Origin of the sequence: Amycolatopsis sp. cg13 (genome assembly GCF_041346965.1) — a bacterium.
In the GTDB taxonomy this organism is placed as follows: Bacteria; Actinomycetota; Actinomycetes; order Mycobacteriales; family Pseudonocardiaceae; genus Amycolatopsis.
On record NZ_CP166848.1, the window covers coordinates 8,560,379 to 8,581,089 of the forward strand.

Sequence of the window (20,711 nt, forward strand, 5' to 3'; positions counted from 1 at the left end):
CGTCTCCCCGAAACCTCACGTGCTTCTCGGGATTCCCTAGCCGTTTCAGGCGAATTCCCGCGTCAGCGCGTCCGCGGTCTCGGCCGGTGTCGGCAGCGCGAGCATTTCCTCCCGCAGTTCGGCGGCTCGCCCGGCCTCGTTGCCGGAGGCCAGGACCTCGTCGATCACTTCCGCCGGCTCGGCACCGGTCTCCCGGGCGACGCCGGTCTTGAACAGGCGTTCCGCGCAGCTCGCCAGCGCGGGGTGGGCCTGGGGCATCACTAGTTGCGGCAGACCGAACGTCGCGGCGGTCAGCGCGGTGCCGGAGCCGCCGTGATGCAGCACCAGCGCGCAGTCGCCGAGGACGGTGTTGAGCGGGACTTGTGGTACGACGCGTACGGGAGCGGGCAGCTCGCGCACCTGCTCCAGGTATTCGGCGGGTACGGGCAGCACCACGTCCAGATCGGTGCGTCCCGCGAGCTTGCCGGCCAGTACTTCCAGCACGGTGGCCGAACCGTCGCCGGCGAGCACGCTGAAGCCGAACATGCCGAGCGATACGCAGAGCCGCGTCCGGCCGTCGGACGGCCACCTCGGCACCGTGCCGGAGCCGTTGAAGGGGACGAAGCGCAGGGGATGGCTCGCCGGGGTCGCTTCGGGGGCTTGCAGGCTGGGCGGGCACGGGTCGACGATGGCCGAGGGGGCGTTGAACGGCCCCAGGTCGGCGAGTGCCGTTCGTGCGTGGGGAAGGGCGTCGCTGGACAACGACTCCGGGCCCCACCGGTGGACGGCGTAGGGGATGCCGAGCAGACCGGCGAGTACCGGGCCGCTGTATTCGATGGGGTCGGTGACCACCAGGTCCGGGCGGAACTGCCGCGCCGTTTCCAGGTAGCTGTCGAGCACGTTGCCGACTCGCGCGCGCCAGTTGTCCGCCATCCGCGCCCAGTCGGGCGGGCCGTCCGGGGACACGGGCTTCGCGGCGGCCTTGCGGCGGGCGTCGAGTCCGCTGTCGGCTTCGCGGACGTCGGCGGTGCACAGGCCGGCACTGCGCGCGGTGGCGGTTACGTCGGCTTTGCCCGCGACCAGTACTTCGTGGCCCATCGAACGCAATGCCCAGGCAAGCGGGATGATCGACATGAGGTGGCTGGGCACCGCCGCGGTGACCAGTACGCGCATCGAACCCATTAGAGCATCACCGGTCCCGCGACCTGCTGTGCGCCGGCGACAGTCAGGACATAGCGACCGTAGTCCGAGTGCGCCATGTCCTCGCCCAGTCGGTGGCATTCGGCCGCATCGATGTAACCCATGCGCAGTGCCACTTCCTCGAGACAGGCGATCCGCACGCCCTGGCGGTGTTCCAGCAGCTGGATGTACTGCCCGGCGTCCATGAGCGAGCCGTAGGTGCCGGTGTCGAGCCAGGCGAACCCGCGTCCGAGCGGGACGAGCCGGGCGGCTCCGGCGTCCAGGTAGTGCCGGTTCACGTCGGTGATTTCCAGCTCGCCGCGCGGAGACGGCTTCAGGCCGCGGGCGATGTCCACCACGTGCCGGTCGTAGAAGTACAAGCCGGTCACCGCGAGGTTCGACTTGGGGTGCCGGGGTTTCTCTTCCAGCGACAGCAAGTGGCCGGTCTCGTCGATCTCGGCCACGCCGTAGCGCTCCGGGTCGGTCACGGGGTAGCCGAACAGCACGCAGCCTTCGACCGGGGAGTGGTGGCGGACCAGGAGTTCGGAGAAGCGGTGGCCGTGGAAGATGTTGTCGCCCAGGATCAGCGCGCAGTCCTCGTCGCCGATGTGGTCGGCGCCGATCAGGAACGCGTCGGCGAGGCCACGCGGTTCGTATTGCACGGCGTAGGTGATTTCGATGCCCAGCCAGCTGCCGTCGCCCAGCAGGTTCTCGAACAGCGTGAGGTCGCGCGGGGTGCAGATCACGAGGATTTCCCGGATGCCCGCGAGCATCAGCGTCGAGAGCGGGTAGTAGATCATGGGTTTGTCGTAGACCGGCAGGAGCTGCTTCGACACGCTCCGCGTGATGGGGTGCAACCGCGTCCCGTGACCGCCGGCGAGGATGATTCCGCGCATATCCGCCCGTTTCCGTTGGTGCCGAATGGATCTTTCGGTTCAGCTGCGACCGCCGGAGACTTCGAGGACCTGGCCGCTGATGTTGCGGTTGGCGGCCGATCCGGCGAAGACCACCGCGGAGGCGACGTCTTCGGGTTCCGACAGCCTCCCGGTCGCGGTGCGCGAACGTTCCTGTTCCCGCAGCGCTTCCGGCAGTTTCGCGAGCACCGCCTCGGTGCGGGTGAGGCCCGGCGCGACCACGTTCACGAGCACGCCCTCCTCGCCCGCCTCCCACGCGAGGCTGCGGGCGAAGCCGTGCAGCCCGCCTTTCGCCGCCGCATAGGTTTCCTGTCCGCGCCGGCCGTGCGAGACGACGTGGGAAGACAGCAGCACGATCCGGCCCCAGCCCGCCTCGCGCATCCCGGGCAGCACGAGCTGGCACAGCCGGATCGTGGCAGCGAGGTTGTCGGTGAGCGTCGCTTGCCACTCGCTCGCGGCGACGTCTTCGAAGCGGTGCCCCGGCGCCCGCCGTCCGGTGCGGTGGTAAGCGTTGGCGACGAGCACGTCGACCCGGCCCCACCGTTCGGTGATCTCGGCGAAGGCGGCTTCGGCGGACTCCGGTTCGGCGAGGGAGTAGCGGACGGCCATCGCCCGCTCCGGCCCGAACTCCTTGACGAGCACGGCCGCGGCCGCCGCGCTGTCGCGGTGGGTCAGCGCGACCTTGGCGCCCTCCGCGGCGAACGCCCGTGCCGTGGCGAGCCCGATGCCTCCGGTCGCGCCCGTGACGAGCACGACGCGGCCGGTCAGTCCGGTGTCCATCCTTGCCTCCCTGAGGTTTCGTCCGCGGCGATCCTCCGGCGTCGCGCTTGAGCGCGGCTGGTGCCGGGGTGGGTCAGATCGCGTGCAGCAGCGCGACGAGCGTGCGCGCCTGCATGTTCAGGTAGTAGCCGTGTTCCAGCAGCCGCCGGATCTGGGCGACGCTCACCCAGGTGAACTCCGGCGGCACGTCGAGCGGGAAGTCTTCGCCGCCGTCGACGATCAGATAGCGGTTTTCGGCGTGGTGGAACCGCGCGCCTTCCTCGGAGATCACACCGTCGTAGCGAATCCGCTCGGGCGCGGCGCCGAGCACGGTGTCGAGGAACGGCGGGCGGGTCCGGCCGTCGTAGTTGGCCGGGGTGCACTGCACGGTGGGCCGGAACTCCGCGACGTCGAGGGAGCCCGCTTCGATGTGGGCGTCGAGCAGTACGTGCAGGACGCCGTCGATGGTGCGGGTCACCAGCGCCGAGATTCCGCCCGGAACCGGGGCCAGCAGCGGTTGGGTCCACTGTGGAACTTCGCGGTTCGCTTCGACGCGGGCGGCGACCACGGAGAAGAAGCGGCCGTCCGGGCGGAAGAGGCGATGGTCGTCGCGTTGCCAGCCTTCGGCGGTGTGCAGCGGGATCGGGCGCTGGCCGATTTCGTGCCGGGCCTTGATCTCGCACAAGCGGCTGCCGACTTCGCGCATTCCGTGTTTCGCCTGCCATTTGCCCGAAATCGAGCGGGCCAGCGCCGTGTGGAAGTCGGACGCGCCGTCGGACGAGGGCGCGGGCAGGCAGGCCAGCACGGAGCAGATCTCCATGCTCACCGCGTTGTCCTCCTTCATCAGCCGGCGCAGCTGCCCGAGGGTGAGCCAGCGGAAGCCGTCGTGCTCGGGCACGTCGCGGTCGACGCGCACCACGAGGTGCCGGTTGCGTTTGCGCAGGAACCACGCCGCGCGTTCGCCTTGGAGACTGTCCACGAGAACGCGTTCCGGCGGCGCGTCGAGGAAATGCTCGAGGTACGGGATCGAGCGGCCGCGGTGCACGCCGCTGAAATTGCTGCGGGTGGCTTGCACTGTCGGGGAGATCCGCACGCCGCCGGTGTAGCCGGGTTCGGCCTTGGCCTGCACGAGGAAGTGGGCCACGCCGTCGATGTCGCGCACGAGCAGGCCGAGGATGCCGATCTCGCGCTGCACGAGGATCGGCTGGTCCCACGCCGGTCCGGAGTCGGGTTCGAGCCGCAGTCCGGCGACGGAGAAGAACCGCCCGCTGTCGTGCGCCAGCGCGCCGGCGTCGCCGGCGAAACCCCAGTGGTCCATCTCGGCGAACGGGATGCGGGTGACCGAGAAGTCCGAGCGCGCGCGATGCGCGGCGAACCACTGGTCGACGTCCTTGTTCGGCGTGACGGCGCTGTCGGTGACCGCCGCTGAGACGGCGATGCTTTCGTCTTCGTCCACAACAACCCCGGATCTCGTCAACCGACCGGGCAACGGGCCTGGCCGCCGTTCGGCTTTCAGCGTCGGGCGTGCTCTTCGCGGACTGGTCGAGCCCTGGCCGAGCGGGCTGGATCCGTGGTCGAGGGCGGGCTGGCACGCTGCGGCGGTGAACGATCGCGCGGTGGTTCTCGGTGGCACGGGTTTTCTCGGCAGGCAGGTCTGTGCGGGGCTGGCCGCACGCGGCTGCGACGTCGTCGCGATCGCCCGGCGGAGCGCCGACGTTCCCGGCGCCCGGATCGTCACGGCCGACCTCGCGACGGCACTGGCCCGCGAGCTGTTCGGGGACCTGCGGGCGAGCCTTGTCGTGAACGCGGCGGGCGCGCTGTGGGGCGCGGTGACCGAGGAACAGATGGAGTATTCGAACACTCGCCTGGTGGAGAATGTGCTCGCCGGGCTTTCGCCGCGGACGCGCTTCGTGCAGTTCGGCACTGTCCACGAACACGGTTCGGTGCCTGGCGGCGTCCGGCTCGACGCATCCGTGCCGTGTGCGCCGCGGACTCCCTACGGGCGCACCAAGAATCTCGCCACTCGTGCGGTGCTGGCGGCCACCGCCCGCGGCGCTGTCGACGGCGTGGTTCTTCGACTGTCCAATGTGCTCGGTCCAGGCATTCCGGAGGCCAGTCTCCCCGGAAAGGTCGCCGCGGTTCTCGCAGCGGCTGCCCGCGAAGGTTCGTCCGCCACGCTCGATCTCTTCGCCCTCCGGGCTTCCCGTGACTTTTTCGATGTCCGCGATCTGGTGTCCGCCGTCGCTCTCGCCGCGCGTACGCCGATTCCCGGCGGGGTTGTCCTTCTGGGCAGCGGCAGGTCGATCTCGGTGCGCTCGCTGGTCACGGACCTCGTCGAGATCAGCGGGGTGCCCGCGCGGTTGTCCGAGCGGGCTCCGCAGCAGACTGCGTCCCATCGCTCCGCGGAGGGCGCACAGGAAGTGGATCCGGGTCCCGCCTCGGCGGTGCTGAACTGGCAGGCACGGCACACGCTCGACGATTCGCTGCGGGCGTTGTGGGAGTCGGTGCGGCCGTGATCCTCGTTGCGGGGCACCGGATCCGGTGCCCCGCAACGGTTCAGTGCGCCAGCACAGCGGTCAACACGGTCTCCAGGGCTGCCGCCGGGTCGGCGCCTTCGGGGGAGCGCCAGGCGACGTAGCCGTCGGGGCGGGTCAGGAGGGCTTCGTCCGGGCGGAGCGCGAGGGCTCCGCCCGGGTCGAAATCCGGGGTGGGGTGGAGGTCGGCGCCGAGGAGGTCGGCGGTCAGGGGCAGGCCGTGCTGGTCGGCGGCAGCGCGGGCCGCGAGCACCCACTTGCCGCCGTCCGGCCCGGCGAGCAGGTGAAAACCGCGAGCGGAAAGATCCACTGTGGACACTTGAGCGGCGGACCGGCGCAGCCATCCGTGCGGAAGGCGGGTGCCGGGAGCGCCGACGAGCTCGGTGGCCCTGGTGACAGTCGAGGGGTCGCCCGAGGCCGCGACCGCGGTGGAGTACTGGTGATAGCCCAGGCTCATCGACAGCGGGTCCACGGTCGTAGTTTGCTCGCCCGCGCGCGAGGTGCGGCCCTGCTGGCGCGCACGGCAGTAGTCGCCGGTCATGAGGGCGACGGGGCGGCGCTCGGCTTCGTAGGTGTCCAGCAGGCCGTCGCCCGCGGCTCCAGAGCAGACGAGCGCGATTTTCCACGCCAGGTTGTGCGCGTCCTGGATGCCGGTGTTGCCGGCGAGCCCGCCTGCCGGCGCCATCACGTGCGCCGAGTCGCCCGTCAGCAGGATGTTGCCCGCGCGGAAGCGGCGCGCGGTCCAGCTCGCCAGCTCCCACGTCTGCACGGGCGCGGATTCATACAGCGGCATCAGGGAAAACGGCACCGCCGGGTCGCCGATCGCGGCCCGGATCGCCGCTGTGCACCCGGCTTCGTCCCAGGCGCCGGAGCCCTCGGGCACCATGAGCACCCAACGGTCGTCGCGGTCGAGGCGGGTGAGGATGGTGTTCGGCTCCGGACGGCTCAGATACGCCAGCGCGATCGGGCGCCCGGCCAGCGGCCCGGACAGGTCCGCCTCGAACGGGATGTTCACGATCGGCTGCGCCTGCCCGACCCGGTCCACCTCGATGCCGAGTTTGCTTCGAATCGGCGACCGGTGCCCGTCGGCGGCGATCAGATACCGGGTGCGGACCTCGCTCACCGACCCGGACCGCCGCTCCCGCAAGCGAAGCAGCACGTGGTCGCCGTCTTGTTCGAACTCTTCCAGTTCGGTGCCGAACCGCAGCCGCGCCCCCAGCCGCGCGGCCTCCTCGCGCAGCACGGGTTCCACGGCGTCCTGGTCCACCATGATCGCGGTCGTCGGGCTGAGCGGATCGGCCGCCCGCGGCGCCGGTCGCGACGTGCGGTATTCCTCGGCCCCGACGAGATCCGGCGCGCCCAGCACGTCGGTGTAGCGGTTGAGCACCGACCTCGGCACGGCGCGCAACGCGTCTTCGATCCCCGCTGACCGGAACACTTCCATCGACCGCACGGTGAGACTGCGGCTCTTGGGCAGCTGCGACGTTCCGGGATGACGCTCCACCACCAGCGGCGGTATGCCGTGGTGCGCCAGCAGAACCGCCGCGGTGAGGCCCACCAGTCCGCCGCCGCACACCACCACAGGAGTTTCTTCCATCACCAGTCCTTTCGCCCGCGCCTGCAACCCTGATCGTCTCGGCCGCCGCTCGACCGCCGTTCGAGACCGCCTCGGCGGACCGCTTGACCTCCGCGTGCGCTCCGCTCGATCCCGGCTGGACCGATGAGCTTCACGATGGTCCGCATGATCGAGACCGAAAGGGCGAGCCGCACTGCGGTGGTGCTCGGCGCGAGCGGGTTCGTCGGCAGGCACGTCTGCGCCGGGCTTGCCCGCGACGGCTGGGCCGTGCTCGGCGTTTCCCGTACCCCGGCCGCGGCCGATTCCCCCGACCGGCGCGCGGTCCTCGACCTGGCCGCCGCCGACCTCGCCGAAATAGCGCAGCTGTTCGCGGCCGCGCGGCCGGCGTTGGTGGTGAATGCCTCCGGTGCGGTGTGGCGCACCACTGTGGAGCAGCTGCGGTCCGGCAACGACATCCTCGTCGGCAAAGTCGTGGAAGCCGTCGCCGCGCTGGCGACGCGGCCTCGGTTCGTACAGCTCGGGTCCACCGCCGAGTACGGGCCGGTGCCGCCCGGAACCCTCGTCGACGAGTCAGCGCCTGCGCGCCCGGCAAGCGAATACGGTCGCACCAAGCTCGCCGCCACCCGGACGGTGCTCGCCGCGACCGAGGCCGGTCGTCTCGACGGCGTCGTCCTGCGTGTCGCCAACGTGATCGGGCCCGGTACTCCGCCGGGAAGCCTGCTCGGCACCGTCGCGGCGACGCTCGCGCGAGCCGCGCGCGAAGGCACCCCGGCAACGCTTGACCTGTTCACCCTCAGCTCCGAACGCGACTTCGTTGACGTCCGGGACGTCGCGGACGCGGTGGCCGCGGCGGCGGGCAGCGAGCTCACCGGGCAGTGCGTGAACATCGGAGCCGGCGAAGCCGTCGCGGTCCGGCAGCTGGTGACCGACCTCGTGGCTGTCAGCGGGGTCGAGGCGCGGCTTGTCGAACGCGACGCCACCGACTCCGAGGTCGCCGTCCGCGGCAAAGACATGCGCTGGCACGCCGTGGACGTCGCCCTCGCCCGTCGCCTGATCGCCTGGCGTCCGCGGCATTCCCTGCGGGACTCGGTCCGCGCGGTCTGGGCCGAGGCCCGCCGTGTCGAGGCCGTCGGAGCGCGCTGACCCCCAGCCGGGCCGAAGAACAACGGCGGCTTCTCCCGATGGTTCCGGGAGAAGCCGCCGTTGTTCTTCGCACTTTCAGTGCTATGCCGGCCGGGTGCAGGACAACGCGAACTGCCTGGGCTGTGCCTGCCGCGGGGGCGGCGCGCCCAGCGACAGCAGCTCGCGGTGCAGGCGTTGCAGTTCCGGCGCGGGGTCGAGCCCCAGTTCCTCGCTCAGCACGGCTTGCAGGCGCTGGTAGACCTGCAGTGCTTCACTGCGCCGCCCGACGTGCGACAGCGCCCTGATCAGCTGGCCGTGCAGCCACTCGTTGAGCGGGTTCTGCGCGACGAGTGTGCGCAGGTCCGCGATCACCTCCCGGTAGGAACCGAGCTGTGCTTCGGCTTCGATGCACAGCTCGACCGTGCGCATGCGCTGCTCTTCCAGGTGCACGACATACGATTCGAGCACCGTGCCGACCTTCGTGTTGGCGAGCGGTTTGCCCCGCCACATGCCGAGCGCCTCCCGCAGCAGCGGGCGTGCCTCGGCGGGCTCCCCTTCGTCGAGCAGCTGCCGCCCCCGGCGCGAGAGGTCCTCGAACCGGCGCGTGTCGATCTGGTCCGGGCTGACGCGCAGCTGGTAGCCCGGCGGTTCGGTGATGAGCCAGTCTTCTTCCGCGTGCTGGTTCAGTTGCCTCCGCAATTGGTACACATAGGTCTGTGTGGTCGTGGTCGCGCTCTTCGGCGGCGTCTGCCCCCAGAGTTCGTCGATGAGCACTTCGGTCGGCACGATCTGGTTCGCCCTTGACAACAGCAAGGCCAAGACCTTCCGCACCATTGGTGTCGCGGGTGTACAGGTTTCACGCTCGTTCGAGACTTCGAGCGGACCGAGTAATCCGTAGAACAGCAACTCGCCTCCCAGTGATTCGCTCACCTCGGAGTTTTGCAGATCCTTGGTGAAGCGAATAACAAGAAGCGGAACCCCTGACAGATGTCACTTCCCTCGGGGGTTACCCCGTCCCGGTGGCTGGGATGAGCGGCGAAAAGCCTTGTGCGGAAGCGAAAAGCGCACCGGACCCGATGCCGGGTCCGGTGCGCTTTTCGCCGGTTGCGGTTCCGCCGTTCAGTTCGCCGCCAGCGCGTCGGTGAGGTGCCTGGCGATGGCTTCGACAGTCGGTCGTTGCCAGAAGAGAGAACTGGAGAGAGATATTCCGAATATGCGCTCCAGCCGATGGCGCACGGTTACCGTCATGACCGAGTCGAACCCCTGCTGGATCAGCGGCCGCGTCGCGTCGAGCTCGTCCGGCGGCAGCCGCATTTCGACGGCGATCTGATCCCGGACGCGCCGCAGGATAAGGGAAAGCGCCTCGTCGGCGGCAAGCCCTCGCCACGGCGCGGCGACCTCTTCTCCCGCCTCGCCGTCGTCCTGCTCCGCTCGTGCGGCCGGGGGATCGACGACGGGATAGCGGAGCCCGTCGAGCCGTCCGGCGATCCGGCCGTCGGGGTCGGCGAGGAGAACGTGGACGAGGTCCGCGTCGTCGCTGTCCCGGCGCACTTCGACGAGCACGCGTTCCGGCGCCGCCGCGGCGAGCACGACGTCGTCGATCCGCACGACCATCCGCAGCGCCAGTTCGCCTTCGAACGCGGCGGGCGCGACCGACAACGCGGCGTCCAATGCCGACGCCCATGTGGCGGCGGGAGCGTGCACGAGGGCTCGCACCACACCGGCGCCCCGGTCGAATTGTTCGACGGTCCAAGGAAACGCGGTCTCGGGCACGCCCACCTGAGCCAGCCGGTCCCGCACCTGCGCCGGGTCCTCTTCGGTGAGGGCCGATCGCGGTACCAGCGTCCCTGACGGAGCGTCGAGGGCTTCGCGCGGCGGCGGTTCCTCCGCCTGTGCGAGCACGAGCCACGAATCTTCGTCGTCCGCTCGCGACTCCGCCGGGCTCGCGGCGAGCCGGACCTCCGTCGAGTCGTGGACCACCTGCACGCGCTGCCGCTGTGCGGTGAGCAAGGGGTGGTGCATTTCGAGCCCGGACAGCGCGAGCAAGTCTTCGCGTTGCCCGACGGCGCCGAGGAACGTCAGCACGAGCACCGCGGCCGGCACGATCTCCGCACCGCGCAAGGCGTGACTGCCCGGATACGGACGGGTGCTGTCGTCGAGTTCGGTCGTCCACACGCGCAATCCGGTGCCCGCGATCGGGAGCGGATCGCCGATCAGGGTGTGCGTGTCGATCTGGTGCCCTCGACCGCCGGAGCCGTCCTCGGGCGTCGTTTCGCGCCAGTACCGCCGGTCCTGCCACGGATAGCGCGGCAGCGGCACGAGCGGTCCGGCCGGTTGAAGCCGTTCCCACGGCACCTCGACGCCGTGGCAGTGGGCCTCGGCGAGCGCGGTGCGGATCGTGACCTCCGCGGACTTGCGACGGCGCATCGTGACGCCGACGTAGGAACCGTCGTGTCCGGACGCGAACAGCGTCTCCCGGATCGAATGCGCTACGACGGGGTGTGCGGAGACTTCGAGGAATGCGTGGAACCCGTCTTCGACCGCCGCGGTCACGGCTTCGTGCAACCGCACCGGGTTGCGCAGATTCGCCGCCCAGTAACCCGCTCCGGACGCGGCCGGGGTGCGCGGGTCGTCGAGCGCCGTCGAGTACATCCGCACGGTCGCCGGCTGGTGGGCGAGCTCCCACACCGCCGACGTCAGGTCGGCCAGCAACGGGTCGACCTGCGGGCTGTGGAACGCCACGTCGGTGTCGACCTGGCGCACGGCCAGCCCCTCGGACTCCCATTCGGCGCGCAGTTCCGCGACCGCCGGCGCGGAGCCGGACACGACGGTCGACGACGGCGCCGCGCTGATCGCCGCGGCGACGTCGGTGCGGCCGGCGAGGCGACGGCTTACGTCGGCGAACGGCAGCCCGACCATGACCATCGCCCCGTCGCCCGCGATCCGCCGGAGCAGCCGCGACCGGCGGCAGATCAGCTTCGCGCCCTCTTCCAGCGGCAGCGCGCCCGCGACGACGGACGCCGCGACCTCGCCTACCGAGTGGCCGATCACGGCGGCGGGTTCCATCCCGCGGGCCCGCCACTGCGCGGCGAGGCCGACCTGCATCGCGAACGTGAGCGCCTGCGCGAGGCCGGTCTCGGTCAGTTCGTCGGCCACGAGGGCGGACCGGGCCGAAATACCCAGCTCCGCCTCGAAAATCGGCTCGAGCACGTCGATCGTCCCGGCGAACGCGGCCGAGCGCTCCAGCAATTCGGCCCCCATCCCGGGCCAGTGCGAACCGTGCCCCGAGAATACCCATACCAGCGGCTCGGTTCCGGCGGCCGTCCCGGTCACGACCTCGGGGTTCGTTCCGTCGTCCGCCAGCCCGCGCAGCGCGGTGATCAGCTCGGCGCGGCCCGAGGCGACCGCGACGGCCCGGTGGGCGAGGTGCGAACGACGCTGCGCGAGGGTGGCACCGACGCCGGCCAGCGGCAGCTCGCGCTCGGTCGTGGCAGCCAGCCGGTCGGCCAGCTCGCCGGCCCGCGCCCGCAACGCGGGCTCGCTCTGCGCGGACAGCGGGAAAAGCTCACCGGCCGCGCCGGTTTCCTTGCCTGCCAACGGTTCCGGTGCTTCTTCCAGCAGGATGTGCGCGACCGTGCCGCCGTACCCGAATCCGGACACGCCCGCGCGCCGGGGTCCGGCACCGCGCGGCCATCCGGTGGCCTCCGTCGCGACGCGCAACCCCAGCCGGTCCCATGCGATCTCCGGGTTCAGCTCGGCGGTGAGCCGGGTGGGCGGAACTTCGCGGCGGCCGAGCGCGAGCACGGTCTTGATCACGCCGGCGACCCCGGCCGCGCCTTCGAGGTGCCCGATGTTGGCCTTCACCGAACCGAGCAGGCACGCTTCGTCCGGCGCGCGGCCCGGACCGTAGACGGCGCCGAGCGCGGCTGCTTCGAGCGGGTCGCCGAGGCGCGTGCCCGTGCCGTGCGCTTCGAGGTATCCGACGCTCGCCGGCTCGATCCCGGCGTTTTCGCACGCTTGGCGGATCACGTGTTCTTGCGCCGTGGCCGAGGGCGCCATGATGCCGTCGGTCCGGCCCTCCTGGCGCACCGCGCTGCCGCGGACCAGCGCGAGCACGCGGTCGCCGTCTCGCTGCGCGTCGGCGAGGAGCTTGAGCACCACGACGCCGCAGCCTTCGCCGCGGCCGTACCCGTCCGCGTCGCTGCCGAATGCCTTGGAACGCCCATCGGCCGACAGGGCGCCGGCGGCGTCGAGCGTCAGGGACTGCCCCGGGGTGAGGATCACGTTGACGCCGCCGACGAGCGCGGCGGAACTTTCGCCGAGGCGCAGGCTCTGGCACGCCAGGTGCAGCGCGACGAGCGAAGCCGAGCACGCCGTGTCCACCGCGAAGCTCGGCCCGCGCAGGTCGAGTGCGTGGGAGATCCGGTTGGCGACCGCGCATCCGGCGGCTCCGATGCCGCTCCACGCGCCGAGAGCGGGCAGGTCCTCGAGCATCTGGCCGCCGTAGTCGTGGGTGCACACGCCGACGAAGACGCCCGCGTCAGTGCCGGCGAGGTCCGAGGGAGGGACCCCGGCGTCTTCGAGCGCCTCCCACGCGACTTCGAGCAGCAGCCGCTGCTGCGGGTCCATGAGTTCGGCTTCGCGCGGGGAGATGCCGAAGAACGCGGGGTCGAACTCGTCGACGTGATCGAGGAAGCTGCCGTTTCGCACGGCACGCCGCAGCGCGGCGGCGAACCGCGGACCCCTTGCGGCGTAAGCGCTCCAGCGTTCCTCGGGGATTTCGCCGACAGCGTCGCGGCCTTCGCGGAGCAGCTCCCAGAACTCGTCGGGCGACCGCACGTCGTTCGGGAACCGGCAACCGATGCCGACGACGGCGATCGGCTCGGTCGTGTCCGCCGCGGTCACTGGGCAGCACCTTCTTCGTCGATCCACGACGGAACTTCGAGGAGCTTCACCACGGCGCACGCGAGATTGATGCCCGGCGCGGTGCCGAGCAACAGCATGTGGTCGCCCGGCTTCAGCGCGCCGGTGCGCAGCTGGTCGTTCAGTGCGAGCAGCTGGTCGCTGGCTCCGCAGTGGCCGACCGTGCGGCCGAAGTCCCAGGTGGACTTCTCCATCGGCAGGCCGAGCGGCTTCATGCACGCTTCCTCGACGATCTCGCGCGAATAGTTGATGTAGGCCACGCGCGCCAGGTCGTCGCGGGAAATCCCCGACTCCTCGACGGCGCGGTCCACGAGATCGACGAGTTCGCCGCGCGCGCGGTCGAGCCCGCCCTGCACGGCCTCGCCCGCCGCGCCGCGGCTGCGGAAGCGGGACGCGAAATCGAGCGACCGCCCGAGCGTGACGCCCGGCGGGAACAGCGGTTCGTCGCCGCGGTGCAGTTCCTCGGCCTCCGGGATGTTCGCCGTGCACACGGACGTGACCCGCGCGAAGCCCGGTTCCGTGGTCAGCACGAGCGCCGTCGCGGCGTCGCCGGGGATGAAGCCGGGGCCGAGCCGCCAGCGGTTCATCAGCGGGGTGCCGTAGTTGTCGGCGGTGACGAGCAGCGCCGCGGTCCGACCCGCGTCGGGGTCGAGGTACCCGGCCGCCAGCTCCATCGAGCCGAGGATCCCGTTGCAGCCCAGGCGGATCTCCGCGACCGGGGCGCGGCCGCCCACCACGTGGCGCTGGAGGTAGCTGTGCGGCAGCCAGCCCTCCGGACCCTGATGCCAGGTGCTGGCGTAAAGCAGCAGATCCACTTCGTCCTTCGGCCGTCCCCAGCGCCGCAGCGTCTCGACGGCGGCGAAGCGCGCCATCTCCGGCGCCGGGGTGGTCCCGGCGACCGCGACGCCCGCGAGCTGGTGCAGGTCGATGTCCTCGGCGGGGTAAAGCCCCTGGTCACTGGCCTCCTGGACGGTGACCGTCTCCGGTAGGTAGGTGCCGATCGCACCGATGTACAGGTCAGTCGTACGCACACGCGCCTCCCTCAAGCCGGCTGGCGCGGCGAGATTAGGAAGCGCGGCTGGAGCCTGGATCCACGCCGGACCTGAGCCGGGCGGAGGTCAGTCCCCGGCCGCGGCGGCGCGGCGCTGGTCCACGTACTGCTCCAGCCCGTCGAGCACGATCCCGAGCGTCGTGTCGAAAATCGCCTCCGGGTCCTGTTCGTGCGACACCGCGAGCATGGTGGCGACCTGCGGGTAGTCGCCGCTTTCGAGCACCTGGTTCAGGTACGGCGCCATGCTCTCGTGCCAGTCCGCTTCGGACAGCCCGGTCCGCTGCTGCTCGTCGACCTCGCCGACCTCCGTCTGCGCGGTGGCCTGCGCGACGCCGATCACGGTGAGCACCATCCGGGACATGTCGGCGATCGGCAGGCCGAGGCCGGCCACCGCGGCCAGCGCCCATTCGAGGCCGAGCAGCGCGTTGGGGCCGAACGCCGGGCGCCCGCTGGTCATCATGCGCGTGGCCCACGGGTGGGCCAGCGCGACGTCGCGGATGTTGCGGGCGACGACGTGCAGGTCGCGGCGCCAGTCCCCGGAGTGGCGCAGGTCGCGGTCGGGGGCGATGACCGAGTCGTACATCAGCTCGAGCAGGTCGTCCCTGCCGTGCACGTGCCGGTACAGCGACATCGGGCTGGTCTCGAGCTCGTCGGCGAGCTTGCGCATCGACACCGCGTCGAGTCCCTCGCGGTCCGCCAGCCGGATCGCGCTGTCCACGATCCGGTCGCGGGTCAGCACCTGGCGCGGCTCGCGCACGGGCTCGCTGATCCGCGCCCAGACCGTGGGGGCTCGCCGGGTCTTCTCCTCGTTCGCTGGACTCACCGATCACTCCTCGTGCACGTCTGGTGCGTACGATGTTATCAAATCTTTGCGGGTGTACGCAGTCGTTGCGCTGGCCGTCCGCTTCCTGTTCTCGCACGTGCTGGTCGTGGCTCGCGCGAGCCACGCTCCACCGGGGTGAGCGCGGGTCTCCAACGGCATTCGACCCGCCCGTCCCAGCATGTGTGCCGTCAACCACTCGACGCGAGAAGGTGAACATGCCGGAATCGAACGACGGCCTGACTGCTGCGGCCTTGCACGACATCCTCCGCGGTTACGTCAAGACCGCGTTGCTGCGCACCGCGATGCGGCTGCGGGTCTTCGACGAGTTCGCGGGCGGGCCCCGGGACGCGGCGGCGCTCGCCCTCCAGCTGGGCACCGACGAACGCGGGATGCGGATCCTGCTCGACGCGCTCACGGCGATCGGCCTGCTGCGCACCGACCCCGGCGGCTACCGCCTCCCCGACGGCGGCGACGAGCTGCTGGTGTCCACCGGCTCGCGGTTCTTCGGCGGCGCGGTGCGGATCGGCGCGAGCGACTGGGAGTGGGACGCGCAGAAGAACCTCATCGACGCCGTCCGCAAGGGCGGCACGGTCGCGGACACCCACGCGCTCACCCCGGAATTCGACTACTGGGAAGACTTCGCCAACCACACCAGCTGGTTCAACAACGGCGCGGCCGACCTGATGGCGGAGCAGCTCGAACCGTGGGCCGCGGACCGCGAGTCGGTGAACGTGCTCGACATCGCGTGCAGCCACGGTTCCTACGGGTTCTTCCTCGCCCAGCGCAATCCGCGGGTTCATCTGTCCTGTGTGGACTGGCCGAACATCCTGGAGATCACCGAGAAGAACGCCGAGAAGCTCGGGCTGGCCGACCGCACCGACTTCATCCCCGGCGACATGTTCGAGGTGGACTTCGGCGGGCCGTACGACATCGTGATGCTCACCAACGTGCTGCACCACTTCCGCGAGGAGAAGGCGACCGAGCTGCTGGCCCGCATCGCGCCCGCGGTGAAGCCGGGCGGGCGCATCGCCGTCGTCGGGCACACCCACGAGGAAGACGACACCCCGGAGACCAATCCGCTGCCGTACATGTTCTCGGTGATCATGCTGGTCCAGACCTTCGACGGGCAGACGCACTCGGTCGGCACCTACCGCCGGATGCTCGAGGACGCGGGCTTCGCGAACGTCACGTCGCACCGCTCGGAGCGGGCGATGCACCGGGTCTTCATCGCCGAGCGCCCCTGAATCCGCTGTGCCGACCCCTGGAGATTCCATGCTGCAGCAGGAAAAAGCCGCGCCCCTGGCGTTCGAGCGGGTGCGGGCGGTCGCGGCGGCGCACGCGGCGGAGGCCGACCGGGACCGGCGCCTGGCCGGCCCGGTGGTCGCCGCGATCACGGCGGCCGGCTTCCCGGGGCACTTCGTCGCGAAAGAGCACGGCGGAGCCGCCGGCGGCTACACCGAGTTCGTCGATGCCGTGCTCGCCGTCGCCGAAGGCTGCGCGTCCGCGGGCTGGTGCGCGTCCCTGTTCGCCTCGCACGCGCGGATGGCGGGGTTCCTGCCGGAACCGGGCCGCCAGGAGATCTGGGCCGACGGCGCGGGCGCGCTGGTCGGCGCTGCGTTCGTGCCCTCGGGCGAGGTGACGCGCGCCGACGGCGGGTGGACGCTGTCGGGCCGCTGGAAGTTCGTGAGCGGCGTGGACTTCGCCGACCACGTGCTGCTGTTCGCCCGCGACCCGGAGGCCGAACCGCCCGGCTTGCGGGTGTTCGCGGTGCCGGCCGGCGAACTCGACGTCGAGGACACGTGGTTCACCTCCGGCATGCGCGGCACCGGCAGCCGCACCGTTGTCCTCGACGGAGTATTCGTGCCGGAACACCGGACGTTCCTGCAGAAGACGATGCTCGCCGGCATTGCCGAGGCGCCCGACGCTCCTGCCCACCAGGTGCCGTTCCGGCTCGTGAACGGCCTCACCATGGTCACGCCCGCCATCGGCGCGGCGCGCGGCGCGCTCTCCGCGTGGACCGAGTGGATCGGCGGCAAGACCGAGGTCGCGATGGGCAAGGTGCAACGCTCCCGGGACAAGGCGAGCGTCCGCTTCGCACTGGCCAGGGCTTCCGCGGAACTGGACGCCGCGGAGCTGCTCGTGCGGCGCATCGCGGCGGTCGCGGACGAAATCGGCCCGGTGCCGCCCGAACTGGTGGCACGCAGCCATCGCGACCATTCCGTCGCCGCCGAGCTGGCGGTGTCCGCCGTGGACCGGATCCAGAGCTGCAGCGGGACCAGCGGACAGGAGGAGGGCAACCCCGTGCAGCGCCACTGGCGCGACGTGCACGCGGCGGCGAGCCACGCGGCGCTCCAGTTCGAAACCGCGGCCGGGGTGTACGCGAACCACGTGTTCGGCGCGTGAACGGGGGCGGGGACGGGAGCGGCGATGGTCATCACTGACGGCGGTCTTCCCGGTGTCCTGCACGTCCTGCCGGAGAAGAAGACCGACGCGCGCGGTTCGTTCTTCGAATCGCTGCGCGTGGGACGGATCAGCGCCGCGGCCGGGCACCGGTTCTCGATCGCGCAGGTGAACTACTCGGTGTCGGCCCGCGGCACGCTGCGGGGGCTGCACGGGGTCGCGCTGCGGCCGGGCCAGTCGAAATTCGTCAGCTGCGTGCGCGGGGCCTTGCAGGACATCGTGGTGGATCTTCGCGTGGGGTCCCCGACGTTCGGGGAGCACACCTCTTCGGTGCTCGACGCGGAGTCCGGGCGCGGGGTGTACGTGGCCGAGGGCCTGTTCCACGGGTTCGTGGCGCTCGCCGACGACACGTGCATCAGCTACCTGTGCTCGACCTCGTACGTGCCCGGCACGCAGATCGACATCGATCCGCTCGACCCCGGACTGAAGCTGCCGTGGCGGCTGGAGACCGAGCCGACCCTGTCGGAGAAGGACGCCGCGGCGCCGTCGGTCGCGCAAGCGCGGCGGGCGGGACTGCTGCCGCGCTACGCAGAGTGCCTTGCCCTGTATGAGGAACTGGGGCGGAGAACGGAGACGGGAACCGGATGGACAGACGGATAGTCATCACCGGCATCGGCGCGGTCGCGCCGGGCGGGATCGGCACGAAGGAGTTCTGGGCGCTGCTGACCGCGGGCCGCACCGCGACCCGGGCCTTGTCGCTGTTCGACGCCGGCGGCTTCCGCTCGCGGGTTGCCGCCGAATGCGATTTCGACCCGCTGGCCAAAGGATTGAGCGCGGAGCAGGTAGCGCGGCTGGACCGGGCCGCGCAGTTCGCCGTGGTGGCCATGGGCGAGGCGATCACCGACGCCGGGCTCGAAGCGGACACGGTGGCGCCGGAGCGGCTCGGCGTCTCGCTCGGCAGCGCGGTCGGGGCCACGATGAGCCTGGAGCGCGAATTCGTGGCGGCCAGCTCCTCCGGTCGCGAGTGGACAGTGGACCACACGAAGGTGCGCGACAGCACTTACGACTACTTCGTCCCCAGCTCGATGGCGGCCGAGCTGGCCTGGCTGGCCGGCGCGGAGGGACCCGTGCGCACGATCTCGACCGGGTGCACGTCGGGGATCGACTCGATCGGCCACGCGTGCGAACTGCTGCGCGAAGGCTCGGCGGACGTGATGATCGCCGGCGCCGCCGACGCCCCGATCTCGCCCATCACCGTCGCCTGCTTCGACGCGATCAAGGCCACGACTCCCCGCAACGACGAGGCCGAAACCGCGTCCCGCCCCTTCGACAACACCCGCAACGGGTTCGTGCTGGGCGAGGGGTCCGCGGTCCTCGTGCTGGAGACGCTCGACGGCGCGCGGGCGCGGGGCGCGCACGTGTACGCCGAAATCGCCGGTTACGGCACGCGGTGCAACGCCTACCACATGACCGGCCTGCGTCCCGACGGCCGCGAGCTGGCCGAGGCGGCGACCCGGGCGCTGGCGCAGGCCCGGATCGATCCGTCCGATGTGGACTATGTGAACGCACACGGCTCGGGCACGAAACAGAACGACCGCCACGAAACCGCGGCGGTGAAGCGCGGTCTCGGCGAACACGCGCACCGCGTGCCGATGAGTTCGATCAAGTCGATGATCGGGCACTCGCTCGGCGCGATCGGCTCGATCGAGATCGCCGCGTGCGCGCTCGCCATCGAACACGGCGTGATCCCGCCGACGGCCAATCTCACCGAATCCGACCCGGTGTGCGACCTGGACTACGTGCCGCTGACCGCGCGGCAGGCCGGGCTGGACGCCGTGCTGAGCCTCGGCAGCGGCTTCGGCGGATTCCAGAGCGCGATGGTGCTCAGACGGCTGCGGGACGGAGCACGGCCATGGGCGCGGTGATCACGGGCATCGGGCTGCTGACTCCGACCGGCGTCGGCATCGCCGAGTACTGGGCGTCGACGACCGCCGGGACGTCGGCGGTGGGCGAGCTCACGCGGTTCGACGCGAGCCGGTACCCGGCCCGGCTCGCGGCCGAGGTCACCGGCCTCGACCCGGCCGAGCACCTGCCGGCGCGGCTGCTGCCGCAGACCGACCGGATGACGCAGCTGGCGCTGCTCGCGTCCGACCGCGCGTTCGCCGACGCCGGGCTCGTGCCCGCCGAGCTGCCGGAGTTCCGCGCGGGGGTGCTGACCGCCAGCTCGTCCGGCGGTTTCGAGTTCGGGCACCGCGAACTGCACAACCTGTGGAGCCAGGGCCCGCAATACGTGAGCGCCTACCAGAGCTTCGCGTGGTTCTACGCGGTGAACTCGGGGCAGATCTCGATCCGGCACGGCTTGCGCGGCGCGGGCGGGGTCGTGGTGGCCGAGCAAGCGGGCGGCCTCGACGCGCTCGGCGCCGCGCGCCGCCGGCTGCGGGACGGGGAGCTGGAGACGGTGGCCACGGGCGGAATGGAGAGTTCGTTGTCGCCGTGGGGCTGGGCGGCGTACCTCGCGAGCGGGCGGTTGAGCACCCGCACCGACCCGGCGCGGGCGTATCTGCCCTTCGGCGAGGACGCGAACGGCTGGGTGCCCGGCGAGGGCGGCGCGATCCTGGTCCTGGAGGACGAAACCGCCGCGCTGGCCCGGAATGCGCGCAGCTACGGGTCGCTGGCCGGGTATGCCTCGACGTTCGACCCGGCCCCGCGTTCGGGCAGGCCGCCGACCTTGCGCCGCGCGGCCGAGCTGGCACTGGAGGACGCCGGCTGCTCGTCCTCCGACATCGACGCGGTGTTCGCCGACGGCGCGGGCGTCCCGGAACTGGACGCGGCGGAAGCCGACGCGATCCGCGGGCTTTTCGGCCCGGACGGCGTACCGGTGACGGTGCCGAAGGCGGGCACCGGACGGCTGTCGTCGGGCGCGGGCCCGGTCGACGTGGCCGCCGCGCTGCTCGCGGCAAGCACCGGGGTGCTGCCGCCCACGGCGAACGTGCCCGCGCCGCGCGCCGGCTACCGGATCGACCTGGTGACCCGGCCGCGCACCGCGCGGGTGCGCACGGCGCTGGTGCTCGCCCGCGGCCACGGCGGTTTCAACTCGGCCGTCGTGCTGCGCGCGCCCGCCGAACCGGTGCGCCTCGCCTCCCCGGACTCGCCGGGGGCGGCGGAAACGACAGAAGGGGTACGACGATGACCGGATCCGACCGGCCCACGCTGGACCAGAACACCCTCAAGGAGATCTTGCGCGCCGCCGCGGGCGAGGTCGGGGAAGAGCCCGACTTCCTCGACACGCCGTTCGCCGAGTGCGGCTACGACTCGATCGTGATGCTCGAGACCGCGGCCCGCATCGAGCGCGAGTTCAAAGTGAGCGTGCCGGAGGAGACCCTCGCGGCCGAGTCCACGCCGCGCTCGCTGATCTCCGCAGTCAACAACCAACTGATCGCCGCCGGCTGAG

17 protein-coding genes are annotated in these 20,711 nt (G+C 71.3%); 8 read left to right on the top strand and 9 right to left on the bottom strand.

The features are described 5' to 3' along the window. Positions 1-45 precede the first annotated feature (45 nt). The 4 genes from AB5I40_RS40095 to AB5I40_RS40110 form a co-directional block, all read right to left on the bottom strand. Positions 46-1,152 (bottom strand): nucleotide disphospho-sugar-binding domain-containing protein, encoded by a 1,107-nt coding sequence (locus AB5I40_RS40095; RefSeq protein ID WP_370935357.1) that lies wholly within the window; start codon positions 1,150-1,152, stop codon positions 46-48. A gap of 8 nt (positions 1,153-1,160) precedes the next feature. Beyond that, positions 1,161-2,054, bottom strand: a complete 894-nt coding sequence (gene rfbA, locus AB5I40_RS40100) for a glucose-1-phosphate thymidylyltransferase RfbA (RefSeq protein ID WP_370935358.1) — start codon at positions 2,052-2,054, stop codon at positions 1,161-1,163. Between the two features lie 39 nt (positions 2,055-2,093). Next, positions 2,094-2,852 carry an SDR family NAD(P)-dependent oxidoreductase gene (locus AB5I40_RS40105; protein WP_370935359.1) on the bottom strand — a complete coding sequence of 253 codons (759 nt, stop codon included), beginning with the start codon at positions 2,850-2,852 and terminating at the stop codon, positions 2,094-2,096. Positions 2,853-2,925: 73 nt separating this feature from the next. Next, positions 2,926-4,287, bottom strand: coding sequence for an NDP-hexose 2,3-dehydratase family protein (locus AB5I40_RS40110; RefSeq protein ID WP_370935360.1), 1,362 nt, complete (start codon positions 4,285-4,287; stop codon positions 2,926-2,928). 145 nt (positions 4,288-4,432) lie between these two features. Between AB5I40_RS40110 and AB5I40_RS40115 the strand changes: the two genes are divergently transcribed. Further along, the gene (locus AB5I40_RS40115; protein ID WP_370935361.1) at positions 4,433-5,347 is read left to right on the top strand and encodes an NAD-dependent epimerase/dehydratase family protein; all 915 of its coding nucleotides are present in this window, start codon (positions 4,433-4,435) and stop codon (positions 5,345-5,347) included. Between the two features lie 40 nt (positions 5,348-5,387). Here AB5I40_RS40115 and AB5I40_RS40120 read toward each other — a convergent pair whose 3' ends face one another. Further along, positions 5,388-6,962 carry an FAD-dependent monooxygenase gene (locus tag AB5I40_RS40120; protein ID WP_370935362.1) on the bottom strand — a complete coding sequence of 525 codons (1,575 nt, stop codon included), beginning with the start codon at positions 6,960-6,962 and terminating at the stop codon, positions 5,388-5,390. Positions 6,963-7,106: 144 nt separating this feature from the next. Between AB5I40_RS40120 and AB5I40_RS40125 the strand changes: the two genes are divergently transcribed. Then, positions 7,107-8,084, top strand: coding sequence for an NAD-dependent epimerase/dehydratase family protein (locus AB5I40_RS40125; protein WP_370935363.1), 978 nt, complete (start codon positions 7,107-7,109; stop codon positions 8,082-8,084). 81 nt (positions 8,085-8,165) lie between these two features. On the opposite strand, the gene AB5I40_RS40130 is transcribed toward AB5I40_RS40125, so the two are convergent. From AB5I40_RS40130 to AB5I40_RS40145, 4 genes are all read right to left on the bottom strand, one after another. Then, complete coding sequence (locus AB5I40_RS40130) at positions 8,166-8,993, bottom strand: BTAD domain-containing putative transcriptional regulator (RefSeq protein ID WP_370935364.1); 828 nt, start codon at positions 8,991-8,993, stop codon at positions 8,166-8,168. Between the two features lie 189 nt (positions 8,994-9,182). Beyond that, complete coding sequence (locus tag AB5I40_RS40135; RefSeq protein ID WP_370935365.1) at positions 9,183-12,968, bottom strand: type I polyketide synthase; 3,786 nt, start codon at positions 12,966-12,968, stop codon at positions 9,183-9,185. Continuing rightward, positions 12,965-14,017 carry a ketoacyl-ACP synthase III family protein gene (locus AB5I40_RS40140; RefSeq protein WP_370935366.1) on the bottom strand — a complete coding sequence of 351 codons (1,053 nt, stop codon included), beginning with the start codon at positions 14,015-14,017 and terminating at the stop codon, positions 12,965-12,967. The genes AB5I40_RS40135 and AB5I40_RS40140 overlap by 4 nt, the downstream gene beginning before the upstream one ends. Before the next feature lie 87 nt (positions 14,018-14,104). Then, the gene (locus tag AB5I40_RS40145; protein ID WP_370935367.1) at positions 14,105-14,860 is read right to left on the bottom strand and encodes a TetR/AcrR family transcriptional regulator; all 756 of its coding nucleotides are present in this window, start codon (positions 14,858-14,860) and stop codon (positions 14,105-14,107) included. A gap of 215 nt (positions 14,861-15,075) precedes the next feature. Here AB5I40_RS40145 and AB5I40_RS40150 point away from each other — a divergent pair, with 215 nt between their 5' ends. Genes AB5I40_RS40150 through AB5I40_RS40175 form a run of 6 tightly spaced genes read left to right on the top strand, consistent with a single transcriptional unit; the run spans position 15,076 to position 20,710 of the window. Then, positions 15,076-16,104: a methyltransferase gene (locus AB5I40_RS40150; RefSeq protein WP_370935368.1), complete on the top strand. Its 1,029-nt coding sequence runs from the start codon at positions 15,076-15,078 to the stop codon at positions 16,102-16,104. A 28-nt stretch (positions 16,105-16,132) separates the two neighbouring features. Then, positions 16,133-17,263: an acyl-CoA dehydrogenase family protein gene (locus AB5I40_RS40155; RefSeq protein WP_370935369.1), complete on the top strand. Its 1,131-nt coding sequence runs from the start codon at positions 16,133-16,135 to the stop codon at positions 17,261-17,263. A 24-nt stretch (positions 17,264-17,287) separates the two neighbouring features. Further along, a complete protein-coding gene (locus AB5I40_RS40160) occupies positions 17,288-17,920 on the top strand; it encodes a dTDP-4-dehydrorhamnose 3,5-epimerase family protein (protein WP_370935370.1) in 633 nt (210 codons plus the stop codon). Next, a complete protein-coding gene (locus AB5I40_RS40165; protein ID WP_370935371.1) occupies positions 17,905-19,185 on the top strand; it encodes a beta-ketoacyl synthase in 1,281 nt (426 codons plus the stop codon). Before AB5I40_RS40160 ends, AB5I40_RS40165 begins: the two co-directional genes overlap by 16 nt. Continuing rightward, positions 19,173-20,450 carry a ketosynthase chain-length factor gene (locus tag AB5I40_RS40170; RefSeq protein ID WP_370935372.1) on the top strand — a complete coding sequence of 426 codons (1,278 nt, stop codon included), beginning with the start codon at positions 19,173-19,175 and terminating at the stop codon, positions 20,448-20,450. The genes AB5I40_RS40165 and AB5I40_RS40170 overlap by 13 nt, the downstream gene beginning before the upstream one ends. Beyond that, entirely contained in the window at positions 20,447-20,710 is a 264-nt protein-coding gene (locus AB5I40_RS40175) for an acyl carrier protein (protein WP_370935373.1), read from the top strand. The genes AB5I40_RS40170 and AB5I40_RS40175 overlap by 4 nt, the downstream gene beginning before the upstream one ends. The last annotated feature ends 1 nt before the right edge of the window (position 20,711 follow it).

Excerpts from the sequence above, each read along its gene's own strand:
- AB5I40_RS40125 (WP_370935363.1), top strand. The coding sequence starts at position 7,107 with ATGATCGAGACCGAAAGGGCGAGCCGCACTGCGGTGGTGCTCGGCGCG.
- AB5I40_RS40105 (WP_370935359.1), bottom strand. The coding sequence starts at position 2,852 with ATGGACACCGGACTGACCGGCCGCGTCGTGCTCGTCACGGGCGCGACC.
- AB5I40_RS40170 (WP_370935372.1), top strand. The coding sequence starts at position 19,173 with ATGGGCGCGGTGATCACGGGCATCGGGCTGCTGACTCCGACCGGCGTC.
- rfbA (WP_370935358.1), bottom strand. The coding sequence starts at position 2,054 with ATGCGCGGAATCATCCTCGCCGGCGGTCACGGGACGCGGTTGCACCCC.
- AB5I40_RS40165 (WP_370935371.1), top strand. The coding sequence starts at position 17,905 with ATGGACAGACGGATAGTCATCACCGGCATCGGCGCGGTCGCGCCGGGC.
- AB5I40_RS40175 (WP_370935373.1), top strand. The coding sequence starts at position 20,447 with ATGACCGGATCCGACCGGCCCACGCTGGACCAGAACACCCTCAAGGAG.
- AB5I40_RS40160 (WP_370935370.1), top strand. The coding sequence starts at position 17,288 with ATGGTCATCACTGACGGCGGTCTTCCCGGTGTCCTGCACGTCCTGCCG.
- AB5I40_RS40120 (WP_370935362.1), bottom strand. The coding sequence starts at position 6,962 with ATGGAAGAAACTCCTGTGGTGGTGTGCGGCGGCGGACTGGTGGGCCTC.
- AB5I40_RS40095 (WP_370935357.1), bottom strand. The coding sequence starts at position 1,152 with ATGCGCGTACTGGTCACCGCGGCGGTGCCCAGCCACCTCATGTCGATC.
- AB5I40_RS40150 (WP_370935368.1), top strand. The coding sequence starts at position 15,076 with ATGCCGGAATCGAACGACGGCCTGACTGCTGCGGCCTTGCACGACATC.
- AB5I40_RS40155 (WP_370935369.1), top strand. The coding sequence starts at position 16,133 with ATGCTGCAGCAGGAAAAAGCCGCGCCCCTGGCGTTCGAGCGGGTGCGG.